Below are 17700 nucleotides of genomic sequence, written 5' to 3'. Positions count from 1 at the left end.
TTTTTATTATAAATAATTTAGAAAACTTAATTTTTTAAGCTCTAACTTTTCAGCAAAATAGTCACAAAAATCTTTCATGGTTGCTGTCATCTTTTCGTCCTGAGTTGCTCTATTAAAAGTATTACTCATAGCTACTAATGTTTGATGAAAAAACACTTTCATCTCATCCACTGGCATATCCTTTGTCCATAAGTCAATACGTAAAGACTCTTGAGCAGCACTATCCCAAACAGATAACATCATTGCTTTTGCTTCTGCATTAGTAATACCTCCATCTTGAGCTGTCCAGTTTAATTTTTCTGGAACTTTGTTTTCGTCTAACTGAACTGTTAATGTAATTTCTGAAGTTTTATTAGCCATTATTCTCTTGGTTTATAATATGATTTATTAAAAATGGTTTGTGCCGGCGTATTTAGTAATTCGTTTAAAGTCACATCATTATTATTCATGTATGCTTTTACTATTTGCCAACCTATAAATTGCCCTATTTTACCTGGTGATTCGTTATCAATTTCTGCTAAATAAAATTTTGAAAATGGTGCAGGATTGATAAATCGATTTGGTAATTTAGAGTCTGTACTGTACAACAGTTCTTTTTGGATAAAGTATTTCCATATTTGCTCTTGATTTGCAAAAGCCCAATCTAATTGTTGCTGTGTATATCCTATTTTTTGAGCATCTGAAATAAACGGAATGACCTTGTCTTTTATGTATAGTAGTTTTCCAAAATAAACCATTTCATCTAAAAGGTGTTTACGTCTGCTGTTTAAAACATATTTTTCTGCATAAGCATTTGCTAAATCAACTACAATTTGATCAGGCGTCATGTTTGCTACTATATAGGATTGTAAGCCTTCATAAAAAAAATGGTCGTTACCTAAATAAGTATCTAACTCTACAATTGCAATTGTGTCTGTAACAATAACTTTATTTTTATAATCTACGTCAGAGGTTGTTGTTATTATTCGTGGTGTTTTAAAAGTAGGAAAGTAATATTTTAAATGCTGAAACATTTTTTTTATGTCTTTTGTTTCAGTTTTTAAAGCAGGAAACTTTTTTATGGTCTCTTCACTTAATTGTCGCTGTAATGTATCCTGCATTTTATTATACCAAAACGCATCATCATATTGTCTTGGAAACATAAACGGAAAATTGGCTTTTAAAGCAGGTAAATTGGTTGGCTCAGCTTCCGCGAAAGCGATATCAAAACGTTCTATATTTACATTAATATCAATTTTTGAAATTTCCGCTTCAAGCTTATTGTCATCTTGACAAGAAAACAATAAAAAAAATAATGATACTATTAAAATGAATACTCTCATAAAAGTTAAGGTCTCTTAATTTTTATTACTAATGGGTTTGCTTTATTTTTGTTAGGCAAAGGTACTATACTTTGCTTAAAATTCTTTGATTATGCAAACAGAAAAAGTTGTTAAACATATTGTAAAATGGTTAAAAGACTATGCTACTAACGCAAAAGTTAATGGTTTTGTTGTTGGGATCTCTGGTGGTATTGATAGTGCTGTAACCTCTACCCTTTGTGCTGAAACTGGATTAAAAGTTTTATGTATTGAAATGCCAATACACCAAGCTGCTAGTCATGTATCTAGAGGTCAAGAACACATTAAACAACTTAAAGAACGCTATCCAAATGTAGAGGGAATAGTATCTGACTTAACTCCTGTTTTTGAAGAGTTTAAAACTGAGGTCTCTCTTGAAGGTCAACAAGCTACTGTTGATATGGCTTTAGCTAATACACGTGCACGTTTACGTATGACAACCTTATATTACCATGCTGGTTTATTAGGTTTGTTAGTTGCTGGAACTGGTAATAAGGTAGAAGATTTTGGTGTTGGTTTTTACACAAAATATGGTGATGGTGGTGTAGATTTAAGCCCAATTGCTGATTTACTTAAAAGCGAAGTGTATACTATTGGTCAATTTTTAAAGGTACCAGAATCTATTATTAATGCTGCACCTAGTGATGGGCTGTTTGGTGATGCTAGAAGTGACGAAGACCAAATTGGTGCATCTTATCCAGAATTGGAATGGGCCATGTCAATGAATGATGAAAGAAAAACAGAAAATGACTTTGAAGGAAGAGAAAAAGAAGTTTTCAAAATATTTAAAAGATACAATACCAGTAACTTACATAAAATGAATCCAATTCCTGTTTGCGAAATTCCTAAAGATTTAATCTAAACGTCATAAATAGTATAATTTTACATACCTTTACGATGCTATTATTATTCTATAACTTGTACTTTTTTTAAAAAGTACTTTAAAAAACAATTTGACCATGGTTAAACTAATGGTTGCAGATCAACATCCCATTGTTACAAAGGGACTGGAATTGATTTATGCAAACTCTAGAGACATTAAAATTGTCCAGACTGTTGCAGATGGCGACGCTATATTTGACGCCTTAAAACAGTATACTACTGACATTTTAATTTGTGAAATCGACTTACCTAAGCTTAATGGAATTAGCGTATTAAGACGTATTCAAAAAGAATATCCTGACTTAAAGGTAATTATTTACAGTGCACAGCAAGAAGAGGTTTATGCTATAAGCGCTATTAAAGCTGGTGCTGATGGCTACGTTAATAAGTCAACAGACTTAATAACGCTAAAAGAAGCTGTTATGAAGGTATATTTAGGAGGAATTTATATCAGTCCTAACCTTTCTAAAAAAATAGCTTTAGATAAAAATTCTGGCAAAAACACGTACTACAAAAAGTTATCTATTAGAGAAGTAGAAGTTTTAAAACTTTTATCTAACGGAAAACGAAACAAAGAAATAGCACAAGAGCTAGAGATTAATGAAAAAACAGTAAGTACCTACAGAGCTAGGTTAATGAAAAAACTTAATGTAACTAATCTAATTGATTTAGTTAATCAATCTAAAAGCTTAGAGCTACAAAGCTCTATTTAATTTTCTAGACAATAACATTTTTAAACCTGAGTAATCCTTGACTTCTTCAAGGATTTCTCGGTTTATCATAGTTTTATCTTGAAGGGTTTCTCTTTGAAACTGCGTTACCTTTTGATCAATCAAAAAACAACGTAATGTCAAAATAGTTTCACTTACAAGCTGTGATACTGTGTCTTTTTTTGTCTTAGGAAAAATATTATTACGCTCCCAATCTGATAGCTCATAACGTTCGTCTTCCATTAAAATAGAAGTGATTTCTGAAGCTAAAATAGGATCTATAGTATTTATAATATTTTCAATTTTAAACTCAGGATTTTGATTTAAAGCTTCAATTATAGCATAATATATATCCTTAAACATTGGGTTTAAAAACTCCATTTCGTCTTCTTGAAGGTCCAAATACACCTTTTCAAATACTTTAGATTGCTGTATAATTGGCTCTAACTCAAGATGACCTTTATCGTTTTCTTTCAATATTAGATCTTCAAAATCCTCTGTACGATCACCATACAGTAATAAAATTTCAATTATTTTACGTTCAAGCTCGTATTGTACATCTACCTTTTTAACAGGAGCTTGGGGTTTAATAACATCAAACGCTTGATTTGGTTTTGCACTTTTAGATTGCTTAGCACCTTCTGTTTCTTCTTTTTTTGTTAATTGTGCTAAGGTAGTAAACAGTACTTCTTCGCTAATATCCATGATTCTAGCACACTCTTGAATATAAATTTCGGTTTTAATTCTATCCGGAATTTTAGCAATACTATTAACAATATCTCTAACGGTTTCTGCTTTTTTTATCGGATCATTTTTAGCACTTTCATATAATACCGAAGCCTTAAATTGTATAAAATCTTTAGCATTATCATCTAAATATTGTTTTAATTCTTCAAGTGTATTTGACTTTGCAAAACTGTCTGGATCTTCGCCTTCAGGAAAAGTACAAACTTTTACATTCATACCTTGTTCAAGAATTAAATCGATACCTCTTAAAGAGGCACGCATACCTGCTGCATCACCATCAAATAATACCGTTATATTTTTTGTCAAACGATTAATCAATCTAATTTGATCGCTTGTTAGAGCTGTACCAGAACTAGACACAACATTTTTAATTCCTGTTTGATAAAACTGAATAACGTCTGTATAACCTTCTACCAAATAACAATTATCCTCTTTAGCTATACTTTGCTTTGCATTATAAATACCATATAAAACTTTACTTTTATGGTACAAATCACTTTCTGGACTGTTTAAATATTTAGCTGCTTTTTTATCGTTAGTTAGTATACGTCCTCCAAAACCTAAAACACGACCACTCATACTTTGTATTGGGAACAACACACGACCTTTAAAACGGTCAAACTGTTTGTTTTCTTTTACAATAGTTAATCCAGTTGCTTCTAAAAATTCTAGTTTATAACCTTTTTTTAAAGCTGCATCAGTAAAAGCACTCCATTGGTCTAAACTATATCCTAAATTAAATTTTTTGATAGTTTCATCTGTAAAACCTCGCTCTTTAAAATAGCTTAATCCAATAGACTTACCTTGATCTGTATTAAGTAATATATTCTGAAAATACTTACTAGCAAACTCACTAACTAAGTATAAACTTTCACGTTTATCTTGAGCTTGTTTTTGCTCATCAGACTGTTCTGTTTCTTCAATTTCAATATTATACTTTTTAGCTAAATATTTAATAGCTTCAGGATAAGTAAAATGTTCATGCTCCATTAAAAAAGCAACAACGTTTCCTCCTTTTCCACTAGAAAAATCCTTCCAAATTTGCTTAACAGGTGAGACAACAAAACTTGGCGAACGCTCGTCTGAAAAGGGACTTAAACCTTTAAAATTAGTTCCTGCTTTTTTAAGCTGAACAAAATCGCCAATAACCTCCTCTAATCTAGAAGTTTCGTATACTTGGTCAATGGTAGATTTAGAAATCAAAGTCTTTTATTTTAAAAATTGTAGACCACAAAAGTAATATGTAATGACCAATAACAAATAGTTTAATAAGATAAAATTTACAATAAGACTTTTATCTCAAATTTGATTAATTTTGCAGTATGGTAAAAGACATTCAATTACGTGTTTCTTTAAAAGAAGAGGAAATTCCAGATATTTTAATTAAAAAATCTGCGGAATGGCTATCTATTTCAAGAGATAAAATCACAGGGATTAAGGTGTTAAGAAAATCCATTGACGCCAGAAAACCTAAAATTATTTTCAATTATAAAGTTTCAGTATTTATAAATCAACCTGTACCAGAAACCTCTGATTATACTTTTGATTACAAAGATGTTTCTAAAGCTAAACCAATACACATAATTGGTTTTGGACCAGCAGGAATGTGGGCTGCTTTACGTTGTATTGAACTTGGTTTTAAACCTATTGTTTTAGAACGTGGTGCAAATGTTAAAGATAGACGTCGCGATTTAAAAGCTATTAATCAAGACCATTTTGTAAATGAAGATTCTAATTACTGTTTTGGAGAAGGTGGAGCAGGCACTTATAGTGATGGTAAATTATACACACGAAGCTTAAAGCGTGGTGATGTACGTCGTATTTTTGAAAACCTAGTTTACCATGGTGCAACCGATCAAATTTTAGTAGATGCGCATCCACACATTGGGACAAATAAATTACCTAAAGTTGTACAAAACATTAGAGAAAACATTATAAAATACGGAGGAGAGGTCCACTTTAATACACGTGTTACAGATTTTACTATTAAAGATAATACAATTGAAACCATCCAACTGCAAAATGGAAAAGAACTAATAACTGACAAAGTAATTTTAGCTACAGGACACTCTGCAAGAGATATTTTTAATTTACTACACGATAAAAAGATTGCTATTGAAGCAAAATCTTTTGCAATGGGAGTTAGAGCAGAACATCCTCAACATATTATTGACAGCATTCAATACCATTGTGAAGGTCCAAGACCTGATTTATTACCAGCTGCCTCATACAGCTTAGTACAGCAGGTAAATGGACGTGGTGTTTATAGTTTTTGCATGTGTCCAGGTGGCTTTATTGTACCTGCTGCAACTGCAAATGGTGAAGTTGTAGTTAACGGAATGTCTCCTTCTAGACGAAATAATAAATTTGCTAATTCTGGTATTGTAGTAGAAATTAATGCTGATCGTGATCTTAAAAAATACGAACACTTTGGTCCATTAAAAGCATTAGAATTTCAAAAAGACTTAGAACGATTAGCTTTTACCGCTGGAGGACGAAGTCAAATAGCTCCTGCACAACGCATGACAGACTTTGTAGAAGGCAAGTTATCTAACAGTTTAAATGAAACCTCATACCAACCAGGTTTAAAAAGTGCACCTTTACATAGTTTGTTTCCTAAATTGATAGGAAGCTCATTAAGAAAAGGATTTAAAGCTTTTGGCGATAAAATGAAAGGTTACTATACCGAAGAAGCTAATATTATTGGTGTGGAGTCACGTACCTCATCACCTGTTAGTATCCCAAGGACAGAAACTTTAGCACATCCAGAAATTACAAATCTTTTTCCGTGTGGTGAAGGTGGTGGTTATGCAGGCGGAATTATTAGTGCAGCAATGGATGGCGAACGTTGTGCTGAAGCTGCAACAAAACAATTATAAATTTAAGGATAAAATAGAAGACCTAAAACCAATTATGGTTTTAAGATATATTCCCTATTTTTGTTTAAAATATTAAAACACACAAATGAAAGCATATATATTTCCTGGTCAAGGCGCTCAATTTACTGGAATGGGTCTTGATTTATACGAAAACTCACCAGAAGCACAACATTTATTTGAAGATGCTAATGAAATTTTAGGTTTCAACATTACTGACATTATGTTTGAAGGTACTGCTGAACAATTAAAACAAACTAAAGTGACACAACCTGCTATATTTTTACATTCTGTAATCTTAGCAAAAACTTTAGGTGACAGTTTTAAACCAGAAATGGTTGCAGGACATAGTTTAGGCGAATTCTCTGCTTTAGTAGCTTCTGAAGCATTAAGCTTTGAAGATGGATTAAAATTAGTCTCACAACGCGCTCAAGCCATGCAAAAAGCTTGCGAGTTACAACCAAGTACTATGGCAGCAGTTTTAGGTTTAGAAGATAATGTTGTTGAAGACATTTGTTCTAAAATTGAAGGTGTTGTTGTTGCAGCAAATTATAATTGTCCTGGACAATTAGTAATATCTGGAGAAGTAAGCGCTGTAGAACGTGCTTGTGAAGCAATGAAGGACGCTGGAGCAAGACGTGCTTTGATGTTACCAGTTGGAGGTGCGTTTCACTCTCCAATGATGGAACCTGCTAGAGAAGAATTAGCTGCAGCTATTGAAAACACAACTTTTAGCAAACCTAATTGTCCTATTTATCAAAATGTAACTGCGACTGCAATTACTGATGAAAATGAAATTAAAGCCAATTTAATATCTCAATTAACAGCTCCTGTACGTTGGACACAATCTGTACAACAAATGATTACAGATGGAGCGTCTTTATTTACTGAAGTTGGTCCTGGAAAAGTATTACAAGGGTTAGTAAAAAAAATAAACAGAGACGCACAAACGGCATCTGCAACCCTTGAAATTAAAGAATAATGAGTAGTAGAAACATACTTATTATTGGACTGATACTGCTTAACATAGTTTTAGACCAAGTGTCTAAATTTATTGTTAGAGCAGATGTTATTGCAGGAACTGAAACCGAAATATTTGGACAGTATTTTACACTTCATAATGTTGAAAACAAAGGTGCCTTTTTAGGTATGGGTAGTGACTTTAGTCCCACATTACGTATTGCATTATTATTAATACTTCCTATTGTTGTTTTAGCTTTAGTATTAAGACATATTATTAAAGATAAAACCATGGACACGATGACCTTAGTTGGTTTTTGCTGTATTATTGGTGGAGGAATTGCTAACGTTTACGATAGAATAGTGTATGGATCTGTTACAGATTTTTTACATATAGATTTGGGAGGTGTATTTAGAACCGGAATTTTTAATATTGCTGACGTTTCCGTAATGGTAGGAATGGGCTGCTTAATAGTTGGCAGTTTTATTAAGAAAAAAGCATAAAAAAAACCTCGATTAAATCGAGGCTTTTTTTATTTATCTAGCAAGGTTACAATCTCTGCAATCTTTAACTTCTCCGTAGTACGTTTCACGATATTTATGAAGCGTTTGAATTGGTATGCCTAACATGTGCTTTTTAATATAAGTCACTTTGGCGCTTAATCGTCCCATTTTGGGAGCAAATCTGTTTTCTTGTCTTGTCTGACGTTTTACTGTAATCAATTTCATTATTGTATCATTTGCATTAGCTACAAAGGAAACAAGAATATTAACCAATAACGAACCACAAAGTTTAAAATATTGTTAACCAGCACATTAATATCAATACAACAAAACAAAGGCGCTTAAATTATTAGATTGATAATTTAAGACAACTTTGACTTAGGATTCATTAATCACTGTTAATTGCTTTTTCCCAATTCCAAGCAGATTGCATTGCGTCTTCTAAATTATATTGTGCTGTCCAGCCTAATACCGAATTTGCTTTTGAAGTATCTGCATAGGCAGATACAACATCTCCTGCTCTACGTTCTACAATTTTATAGTTTAGTTTTTGTTTTGAAACGGTTTCAAATGCTTGAATAACCTCCAAAACTGTACTTCCTTTTCCTGTACCTAAATTAAAGACTTCAAAATTACTATTGTTTTTATTGTCTAATAATCTTTGCAAGGCAACAACATGTGCATCTGCAATATCCACGACATGAATATAATCTCTAACACAGGTTCCGTCTTTTGTTGGGTAATCACTACCAAAAACAGACAGCTGCTGTCTTTTACCAATTGCAGTTTGAGTAATGTAAGGGACTAAATTTTGAGGAACACCTAAAGGTAACTCTCCTATTTTTGCTGATGGATGCGCTCCTATTGGATTAAAATAACGTAAGGCTATACTTTTTAAATCAGCATTAATCTTACAAGTATCTTGTATAATTTCTTCCCCAATTTGTTTTGTATTACCATAAGGTGATAGTGCAGGTTTTATTGGTGCAGACTCTGAAATTGGCATGACATCTGCTTGACCATAAACGGTACAGGAAGAACTAAAAATAAAACTTGAAATTTTAAATTTTACTAATTCTTGTAATAAATAGGTTAAGGTTGTTATGTTGTTTTCATAGTACATTAAAGGGTTATTTACACTTTCTCCAACTGCTTTACTTGCTGCAAAATGTATAACCCCTTTTATGTCTTGGTGTGATTTAAAAAATTGCTGAACTGCTGCTTTATTTTTTAAATCTAATTTTTCAAAAATTGGTGCTTGGTTTGTTATAGCTACAATCCCTTTTAAAACATCCAATGAGGCATTTGATAGATTATCTATGATTACTACTTGGTGTCCTTTTTTTTGAAGCTGCACAACAGTGTGTGAGCCTATAAATCCTAAACCTCCTGTTACTAGTATCTTCATTGGCTGGTTGGTGCGTTAGGGATGGTAGCGGTATCCTTTTTTTTGCTGCCACAAATGGCAAAAAAAAGATTTAAGCGGACAGCGCGACCCTTGTGGTAACGCCCTAATTATTTGCTATAAAATCTTTAACGGTTGTTGTTATAAAGTGTATCTGATCGTCTTCCAACTCGGTATGCATTGGTAAAGAAATAACTTGTTTCACTAATTGATTGGTTACAGGGAAATCAGCTTCGTTATAACGCTCATCCTTATAAGCTTTTTGTAAATGTAGCGGAATTGGATAGTATACTCCACATGGTATATTATTGGCATTTAAATGTTTTACCAATGCGTCTCTGTCCACATTGTCTACTTTTAACGTGTATTGATGAAATACGTGACAGTCACATGTATCACAAATACCTTCACAATTATTTACTGTTTTAGGTGTTGTAATTTGTGGCACGTCTGCAAAAGCTGCATTGTATTTTCTAGCTGCATCACGTCGTGCGTTATTATAGCTATCCAATTTTGGTAATTTGGCATCTAAAACTGCTGCTTGTATCGAGTCTAAACGTGAGTTTACACCTACTACATCATGATGATAACGCTCATACATACCATGGTTTACTATTCCTCTGATGGTGTGTGCTAAATCGTCGTCATTTGTAAAAATGGCTCCTCCATCACCATAACACCCTAAATTTTTAGATGGAAAAAAAGATGTAGAGGCTACATGACCAATTGTACCTGCTTTTGCTTTTGTTCCTGTTGTAGATGTGTAAGTTGCACCTATGGCTTGTGCATTATCTTCAATAACATACAAATTATGCTCTTTTGCTATTTGCATGATGGCATCCATATTTGCACATTGACCAAACAAATGTACTGGTACAATTGCTTTAGTTTTTGGTGTAATGGCTTTTTTAATTGCGTCTATGCTTATGTTAAAATCATCAGGATTGACGTCTACTAGTACTGGTGTTAATTTAAGCAATGCTATTACCTCTACAGTTGCTGCAAAGGTAAAATCTGCTGTAATGACCTCATCACCTTGTTCTAAACCTAATCCCATCATTGCAATTTGTAATGCGTCTGTACCATTGGCACAAGGGATGACGTGTTTTAGGCCTAAATAGTTTTCTAGATTTTTTTGAAATTGGTGCACCTTTGGCCCATTTACAAAACTGGTGTTATCTATAATTTCTTGAATTGAACTATCGACTTCGTTTTTTATAGCTGCATATTGACCTTTAAGATCAACCATTTGTATTTTTTTCATGCTTAAATATGTGGTAAACTAATGTTAGAAACTTAGTTTTACTTTTAATTTATAATTATCGAATTTACAAAAATACCAAACGCTAAGCAATGAATTGTTTATTTTAGCAAAAATAGATACGTGAATTTACTTTATAACATAGCTATACAATTAGCAAAACTAGTCTTAAAGCTATTAAGTTTGTTTAACAACAAGCTTAAACTTGGTGTGGATGGACGACGTGAAACCTTTAGTATTCTTGAAAAGAATTTACGTAAAGATGATAATACATTATGGTTTCATTGTGCGTCTTTAGGCGAATATGAACAAGGCTTACCCATTTTTAATACTTTAAGAAAAGACTACCCTAAACATAAAATTGTTTTGACTTTTTTTTCTCCTTCAGGTTTTGAAATCAGAAAAAACGCTCCGTTTGCAGATATTGTAGTCTATCTACCTTTAGATAGTAAAAGTAATGCTAAACGCTTTATTGATATAGTTAATCCTGAACTTACTGTTTTTGTAAAATATGAAATTTGGCCAAATTACTTGTCACAAGTTAAAAACAGAGGATTAAATGCCATACTAATTTCGGCAGTATTTAGAGATAATCAATCGTTTTTTAAATGGTATGGTAGCCAAACCAAAAAAGCTTTATTTGCTTTTGACCATATTTTTACTCAAAATGAAGACTCTAAAAAACTACTACATTCTATTGGTTATAATCAAGTAACCGTTTCTGGAGACACTAGATTTGATCGCGTTAATAATCAATTAAAAATTGATAATAACTTACCATTTATAGAGACTTTTATAAATAACACATTGTGTATTGTTGTAGGTAGTTCTTGGCCTGAAGACGAAACCTTACTAATAGATTTTATTAATAATTACAAAGGAGAGCCTTTAAAATTTATAATTGCACCTCATAATATAAAATCTAAGCAGATTGAAACCTTACAAGATAATTTGAAGGTTAAATCTGTATTATTTAGCAATAAAGAGCATCAAAATTTAAAACAATTTGAAGTTTTTATTTTAGATACTATTGGTTTATTAAGTAAAGTTTACAGCTATGCTGACATTGCTTATGTTGGTGGTGCAATGGGTAATACTGGTTTGCACAACATACTAGAGCCTGCTGTTTTTGGAATACCTGTAATAATTGGTAAAAATTACAGTAAGTTTCCTGAAGCTTTTGATATGATAAAACATGGAGGTGTAACTTCTATAGACAGCTCAAAAACACTAACAATGCATCTCAATAAACTTATAACAGATGATACTTTTAGATCTAAAATTGGTTTACTAAACCAAAATTTTATTAATAAAAACACAGGAGCTTTATTAAAGATTTCCAATTATTTAAAACAAAACAATTAGATTTATTTTTTAGATGCATATAGGGTATTACTAATAAGCGCAATAATTATTATGGCTATTCCTAAAAGCACCATTAAACTATAATTTTCTAAAAACCAAAAGGTACTAACTGCTATTGTAAAAATAACTTCTACGTATTTAAAAGGAGCAACAATACTGGTTTTACCTGTCTGAAAAGCTTTAGTCATATATAACTGCCCTACATATCCAAAAACACCTAAACTTAATAAGATTAGCCATTCTATTTGACTTGGTGTTTTCCAGTTAGAAATACTCATTAAACCACCAAAAATTAATGCGGTTAGCATAAAGTAATTTATGATTACTAATGGGCTATCTTGTTTTCCTATTTTTCTTATTAATACAAAAACTAATCCATTGGATATTGCAGAAACAAATATTAGCACTAATCCTGATGTATTAATTTGTTCTCCAAAACCTTTAATAATCAAAACTCCTAAAAAGGCTATTAAAAATAATATCCATTGCAATGGTTTAATTTTTTCTTTAAGAAGAAATACTGCTAAAATAGCAGCAAAAATTGGTGCAGTATACCGTAATGAAACAGCAGTACCAACAGCTAAATGATTTAATGACAAGAAAAAACTGGTTAATGATATTACACCTACAACAGCTCTAATTAGTAGAAGTTTTTTTTGAGTTCCTAAAAAAGGAATTTTCTGTTTTAATATTAATGGTATTGTAAAAGCTAAGGTCCCAATTGCTCTAAAAAACACAATTTGATAGACGCTAAAGCCTTCAAGGTATTTAACAAACAAATTCATAAGTGCAAAAGCCAATGCACTTATAATCATGTAAAATATAGATTTATTGTAATTCATGATTAAGTAAAAAACCCTTCAATACTAAATTGAAGGGTTATATTTAAGTTTGCTAAATAACGTATTATTTAAGTGAACTAATAATTTTTAAAGCATTTTCTGTCATTGCTTTAATTTTATCTAAATCGTAAGACCCATCACTTTGTTTAGCAATAAGTTTTGATCCCATACCTACACAAGTAACTCCTGCATTAAACCAAGCTTCTAAATTATCTTGTGTTGGAGCAACACCACCTGTTGGCATAATACTTGTCCAAGGTTGTGGTCCTTTGATAGCCTTAACAAAATCGGCTCCATAAGTTCCTCCTGGAAATAGTTTAACAATCTCACAACCTAACTCTTCTGCTCTACAGATTTCGGTTAAAGTCCCACAACCAGGTGACCACATCACCTTACGTCTATTACAGACTATTGCAATATCTTCTCTTAAAACTGGAGTCACAATAAAATTAGCTCCTAAAGCCATAAATCTTGATGCTGATGCAGCATCTGTTACAGATCCAACTCCCATTATCATTCCTGGTAATTCTTTTGTAACGTACTTATTAAGTTCGCCAAAAACTTCATGAGCATAATCACCACGAGCAGTAAACTCTAATAACCTTGCTCCACCATCATAAACCGCTTTTACAACCGCTTTACTAATTTCTAAATCTCCATTATAAAACAAAGGAACTAATCCTGTTTGTTTCATAACTTCTGCTACTTGTATTCTTGTAAAATTTGCCATAATATTATCTTGCTACACGTCCTGAAGCATCTCCACCCATTAATTTTTCAACCTCAGCAACAGTTACTAAGTTAGCATCTCCTTTAATTGTATGCTTTAAACAAGAAGCTGCAACAGCAAAGTCTAATGCATTTTGATCATCTTCTGGATATTTTAATAATCCGTAGATTAATCCTCCCATAAAGCTATCACCTCCTCCTACTCTATCAACAATATCAGTAATTTGGTACTGACGTGTTTCGTACATTTTTTTACCATCATATAAAACACCAGCCCAAGTGTTATGAGATGCAGAAATTGAACCTCTTAAAGTTGTAATCACTTTTTTGGCTCTTGGAAATTTTTCCATCATTTGTTTACAAACCGATAAAAATGCTTCTGCTTTTACATCATGACCTTGAGTAGTTATATCTAATCCTTCTGGCTTAATGTTAAAGTGTTTTTCAGCATCTTCTTCATTACCTAAGACAACGTCACAATAAGAAGTTAACTCGGTCATTATTTTTTCTCTGTGCGCTTCATCACAAAATGTCCAAAGTTTAGCTCTATAATTTAAGTCTGTTGAAATAGTAACTCCCATTTCACTAGCTACTTTTACAGCTTCTAGACAAGCATCTGCAGCACCTTGAGATATTGCTGGAGTAATACCAGTCCAATGAAACCAAGCTACATCTTTAAATACAGATTTCCAATCTACCATTCCTGGTTTGATTTCTGAAATAGCAGAATGTGCTCTATCATAAACCACTTTACTACCTCTACTTACAGCTCCTGTTTCTAAAAAGTAAATCCCTAAACGGTCACCACCATATATAATTTTGTCTACTCCTACACCTCTTTTACGCATTTCCATCATTGCACATTCACCAATATCATTTTTAGGTAAACGGGTTACAAAGTCTACAGGTACACCATAGTTTGCTAGAGATACTGCTACGTTAGATTCTCCTCCTCCATACACAACATCAAAACTAGATGCTTGAGAAAATCTTAAAAATTGTTGTGGAGCTAATCTTAACATGATTTCTCCAAAAGTTACTACTTTTTTCATCCTATATTTTTAATTAGTTATTGTTTGCTTAAACGTTTAACCAAATTTTAAAAAATAAATCAAAATACTAATATTTTGATTTTTGAAGTATTAATAATACTTTTGCTTAAACGTTCAAGCAAATATATATAAACTAGGTGAAAAAAAAAAGAACAACTATAAAAGACATTGCAAATGTTTTAAATATTTCGCCTGCAGCAGTATCTAAAGCGCTTCATGATGATTCACGAATTAGCTTAAAAACAAAAGCAGCTGTTAAACGTGTTGCTAAAGAGCTAAATTATCAACCCAACCACTTAGCTAGTGCTTTAAGAAAAGGAAAAAGTAATCTGGTTGGAGTTATAGTCCCAAGGACTAATAGTAACTTTTTTTCTTCTGTAATTCAAAACATGGAAGAAGTCTTAAATAAAAAAGGTTACAATATTATTATTACGCAATCTAACGAATCGTTTAAAAAAGAATGTGACAGCATTGACACACTACTTTACACCCAAGTTGATGGTATAATCGCTTCTATGGCAAATGAAACTGTTGATTTATCTCATTTTGAGAAAATTAAATCTAAAGGTATTCCTTTAGTATTATTTGATAGAGGAGAAAATGATTTAAATGTTGATTACATTGGGATTGATGATTATGATAGTAGTCATATGATTGTTGAACATTTAATAACTCAGGGTTGCAAACGCATAGCACATATTGGTGGTTTTAGTCGAACACGTATATATAATAACCGAATACGTGGTTATATTGATGCTATTAAAAAACATGACTTACCTCAAGAAGACTATTTATTAATTGAAAGTAGCTTAACTATTGAAGATGGTCGTTTAAAAATGCAACAATTATTAGATTTAAAATTGCGTCCTGATGCAATTTATGTTGCTAGTGATAATGCTGCTTTAGGTGCTCTTCAAATATTAAACGAAAATAATTTAAAAGTACCTGAAGACATTTGCTTAGTTGGTTTTGGTAACGAACCATTTACATCCTTTGTTAGTCCCTCAATAACAACAGTAAATCAACACAGTCAAAAAATAGGTAAACTAACTGCCGAAACCTTAATAAAAAGAATTAATACCGAACAATGGAAACCAAGTCTGAATAAAAATATTTTGAAATCAGAATTGATTATTCGTCAATCTTCTAATAAAGACCTACCTGTTAAATCGTCCTGAAGTATTACCCTCTAAAATATTCATTACTTCATTAACATTTGAAAAATTAACATCTCCTTCATAGGTATGTTTTAATGCACTTGCAGCTGCTGCAAATTGCATAGCTTTATAATCATCAAAGTTTTGTAATCCATATATTAATCCTGCTGCAAAAGCATCTCCTGTTCCAATTCTATCAACGATGTGAGTGATATCTAAATCTTCGGTTTCTCTAAACTCTTTGCCATTCCACATTCTTGATCTTATTTTATGCCAAGACGCATTAATAGGTGTTCTAATTTTATCAAAGGTTTTTTTAATAGTAGGAAACTTATTAATTAACTGTTTACTAGCTTCGATAAAATCTTCATTTGAATAACTAAAATTAGTATCTAGTAATTCATTAATTTCATTTATACCTCCAATAAAAATAGTGGAATAGTTAATTAAATCGGAAAGAGTTTCCTTTGGATTAGTTCCATATTTCCATAAACCACTTCTATAAGTTGGATCTACAGATACCTCCAAACCTTTTTGTTGAGCTAAAACAAGACCTTCTTTTAATGTATGATAACCACCTTCACATAAAGCAGGAGTTATTCCTGTCCAATGAAACCAGGCACACTGTTTTAAAGACGTTTCCCAATCTACCATACTAGGTTTAATTTCAGAAAAAGAAGAATGAGATCGATTATAAGAAATTGAACTAGGACGCATAACTGCACCTACTTCTAGAAAGTATACACCTAAAGGCCTACTTGATCTAACAATTGAAGCTGTTTTGACTCCAAATTTTCTTAAATAAGAAATAGCAGTGTCTCCAACAAAATCGTCCGATATACAAGAAATATGCTTTACTTTTCCACCAAAATTAGCTATTGAAATAGCTACATTAACCTCTGTACCTCCAAAATAAAATTCTAAGCGATTAGATTGCATAAATTTTTTATTACCTAAAGGCGATAATCTCATTAAAACTTCTCCAAAGGTTACAATTTGACTCATCTTTTATTTATTTTATCTAATAAATTTAAACAAAAAAAGCCTTTCTATAAGAAAGGCTTTAATATATTTTATAATTAAAAGGTATTAAATACCAAGTGCTTGACCACCTCCAATTTGAATGGTTTCTGCTGTTATAAATGATGCATCTTTACTAGCAAGGAATGATACAACTCCTGCCACATCTTCTGGCTGACCTAATCTACCTAACATAATGTTATTTGCCCAAGAAGCAAAAACTTCTGGCTTAGTCGCTTTAATTTGTGCATGAAATGGTGTATCTATCGTTCCAGGAGATACAGCATTTGCTCTAATACCATATTCTGCTAAGTCCTTAGCTAAAGCTCTAGTAATTGCATGTACACCTGCTTTAGAAGTACCGTAAATACCTGCACCTGGTCCACCTGCTGTCCAACCTGCGTTAGAAGTATAGTTAATAATAGAAGGATGTTCTCCTTTTTTCAAAAATGGAATAGCAGCTCTTGATGCAAAAAACACAGAATCAAGGTTTAGAGCCATAACGTTTCTGTAAAAGTCTGTAGTCATTTGTTCAAATCTAGAACGACCTCCAAGTCCACCTGCATTATTTACAAGTACATCGATACGTCCATATTTTTCACCAATTTTAGTGATGTTAGATGTTACAGCTTCTTCGCTTGTTACATCAAATCCATAATATTCAGCATCAATCCCATCAGAAGTTAGCTCTTTTAATCTTTCAGCTCCAGCTTCGTCATCAATACCATTTAAAACAACAGTATAACCATCATGACCTAATCTTTTGGCTACTTCAAATCCAATTCCTCCTGTTGCTCCTGTAACTATTGCTAATTTACCTTTATTACTCATATTCTTAATTTATTTTTAT

18 protein-coding genes are annotated in these 17700 nt (G+C 32.1%); 7 read left to right on the top strand and 11 right to left on the bottom strand.

Going from position 1 to position 17700, the window contains the following annotated elements; translation table 11 throughout:
• Positions 1 to 6: 6 nt before the first annotated feature.
• Complete coding sequence (gene gldC, locus ITB9_RS13805) at positions 7 to 360, bottom strand: gliding motility protein GldC (RefSeq protein WP_054852692.1); 354 nt, start codon at positions 358 to 360, stop codon at positions 7 to 9.
• Positions 360 to 1322 carry a gliding motility lipoprotein GldB gene (gene gldB / locus ITB9_RS13800; RefSeq protein ID WP_054852691.1) on the bottom strand — a complete coding sequence of 321 codons (963 nt, stop codon included), beginning with the start codon at positions 1320 to 1322 and terminating at the stop codon, positions 360 to 362. The genes gldC and gldB overlap by 1 nt, the downstream gene beginning before the upstream one ends.
• 91 nt (positions 1323 to 1413) lie before the next feature.
• Here gldB and nadE point away from each other — a divergent pair, with 91 nt between their 5' ends.
• Both nadE and ITB9_RS13790 read left to right on the top strand, forming a co-directional pair.
• Positions 1414 to 2202: an NAD(+) synthase gene (gene nadE / locus ITB9_RS13795; RefSeq protein WP_054852690.1), complete on the top strand. Its 789-nt coding sequence runs from the start codon at positions 1414 to 1416 to the stop codon at positions 2200 to 2202.
• A 97-nt stretch (positions 2203 to 2299) separates the two neighbouring features.
• On the top strand, positions 2300 to 2935 hold the full coding sequence (locus tag ITB9_RS13790; RefSeq protein WP_054852689.1) for a response regulator transcription factor: 636 nt from the start codon (positions 2300 to 2302) through the stop codon (positions 2933 to 2935).
• Here the strand turns inward: ITB9_RS13790 and dnaG are convergent.
• The gene (gene dnaG / locus ITB9_RS13785) at positions 2918 to 4882 is read right to left on the bottom strand and encodes a DNA primase (protein WP_054852688.1); all 1965 of its coding nucleotides are present in this window, start codon (positions 4880 to 4882) and stop codon (positions 2918 to 2920) included. The genes ITB9_RS13790 and dnaG overlap by 18 nt on opposite strands.
• Before the next feature lie 119 nt (positions 4883 to 5001).
• Here dnaG and ITB9_RS13780 point away from each other — a divergent pair, with 119 nt between their 5' ends.
• From ITB9_RS13780 to lspA, 3 genes are all read left to right on the top strand, one after another.
• A complete protein-coding gene (locus ITB9_RS13780; protein WP_054852687.1) occupies positions 5002 to 6558 on the top strand; it encodes an NAD(P)/FAD-dependent oxidoreductase in 1557 nt (518 codons plus the stop codon).
• An 85-nt stretch (positions 6559 to 6643) separates the two neighbouring features.
• The gene (gene fabD / locus ITB9_RS13775; RefSeq protein WP_054852686.1) at positions 6644 to 7537 is read left to right on the top strand and encodes an ACP S-malonyltransferase; all 894 of its coding nucleotides are present in this window, start codon (positions 6644 to 6646) and stop codon (positions 7535 to 7537) included.
• Entirely contained in the window at positions 7537 to 8019 is a 483-nt protein-coding gene (gene lspA, locus ITB9_RS13770) for a signal peptidase II (RefSeq protein ID WP_036599966.1), read from the top strand. Before fabD ends, lspA begins: the two co-directional genes overlap by 1 nt.
• Positions 8020 to 8052: 33 nt before the next feature.
• Here the strand turns inward: lspA and ITB9_RS13765 are convergent, their stop codons facing one another.
• From ITB9_RS13765 to ITB9_RS13755, 3 genes are all read right to left on the bottom strand, one after another.
• Positions 8053 to 8244, bottom strand: coding sequence for a hypothetical protein (locus ITB9_RS13765; protein WP_028290167.1), 192 nt, complete (start codon positions 8242 to 8244; stop codon positions 8053 to 8055).
• A gap of 163 nt (positions 8245 to 8407) precedes the next feature.
• Positions 8408 to 9427, bottom strand: a complete 1020-nt coding sequence (gene galE, locus ITB9_RS13760; protein ID WP_054852685.1) for a UDP-glucose 4-epimerase GalE — start codon at positions 9425 to 9427, stop codon at positions 8408 to 8410.
• A 103-nt stretch (positions 9428 to 9530) separates the two neighbouring features.
• The gene (locus ITB9_RS13755; RefSeq protein ID WP_054852684.1) at positions 9531 to 10688 is read right to left on the bottom strand and encodes a DegT/DnrJ/EryC1/StrS aminotransferase family protein; all 1158 of its coding nucleotides are present in this window, start codon (positions 10686 to 10688) and stop codon (positions 9531 to 9533) included.
• A 120-nt stretch (positions 10689 to 10808) separates the two neighbouring features.
• Between ITB9_RS13755 and ITB9_RS13750 the strand changes: the two genes are divergently transcribed.
• Positions 10809 to 12050, top strand: coding sequence for a 3-deoxy-D-manno-octulosonic acid transferase (locus ITB9_RS13750; protein WP_054852683.1), 1242 nt, complete (start codon positions 10809 to 10811; stop codon positions 12048 to 12050).
• Positions 12051 to 12052: 2 nt separating this feature from the next.
• On the opposite strand, the gene ITB9_RS13745 is transcribed toward ITB9_RS13750, so the two are convergent.
• The 3 genes from ITB9_RS13745 to ITB9_RS13735 form a co-directional block, all read right to left on the bottom strand.
• Positions 12053 to 12892: a DMT family transporter gene (locus ITB9_RS13745; RefSeq protein ID WP_261975672.1), complete on the bottom strand. Its 840-nt coding sequence runs from the start codon at positions 12890 to 12892 to the stop codon at positions 12053 to 12055.
• A gap of 64 nt (positions 12893 to 12956) precedes the next feature.
• Complete coding sequence (locus ITB9_RS13740; protein WP_028290172.1) at positions 12957 to 13622, bottom strand: bifunctional 4-hydroxy-2-oxoglutarate aldolase/2-dehydro-3-deoxy-phosphogluconate aldolase; 666 nt, start codon at positions 13620 to 13622, stop codon at positions 12957 to 12959.
• 4 nt (positions 13623 to 13626) lie between these two features.
• Positions 13627 to 14673 (bottom strand): sugar kinase, encoded by a 1047-nt coding sequence (locus tag ITB9_RS13735; protein ID WP_028290173.1) that lies wholly within the window; start codon positions 14671 to 14673, stop codon positions 13627 to 13629.
• Positions 14674 to 14810: 137 nt separating this feature from the next.
• On the opposite strand from ITB9_RS13735, the gene ITB9_RS13730 reads away from it, so the two are divergent.
• Entirely contained in the window at positions 14811 to 15851 is a 1041-nt protein-coding gene (locus ITB9_RS13730; RefSeq protein ID WP_054852681.1) for a LacI family DNA-binding transcriptional regulator, read from the top strand.
• Here the strand turns inward: ITB9_RS13730 and ITB9_RS13725 are convergent.
• Both ITB9_RS13725 and ITB9_RS13720 read right to left on the bottom strand, forming a co-directional pair.
• Positions 15831 to 16835, bottom strand: a complete 1005-nt coding sequence (locus ITB9_RS13725) for a sugar kinase (protein ID WP_054852680.1) — start codon at positions 16833 to 16835, stop codon at positions 15831 to 15833. The genes ITB9_RS13730 and ITB9_RS13725 overlap by 21 nt on opposite strands.
• Positions 16836 to 16919: 84 nt before the next feature.
• On the bottom strand, positions 16920 to 17681 hold the full coding sequence (locus ITB9_RS13720; protein ID WP_054852679.1) for an SDR family NAD(P)-dependent oxidoreductase: 762 nt from the start codon (positions 17679 to 17681) through the stop codon (positions 16920 to 16922).
• Between the last annotated feature and the right edge of the window lie 19 nt (positions 17682 to 17700).

Origin of the sequence: Olleya sp. ITB9 (genome assembly GCF_001315805.1) — a bacterium.
GTDB lineage: Bacteria > Bacteroidota > Bacteroidia > Flavobacteriales > Flavobacteriaceae > Olleya > Olleya sediminilitoris.
Note: the sequence above shows the minus strand (reverse complement) of the source record. Positions and strands in the feature narration are given on the sequence as shown.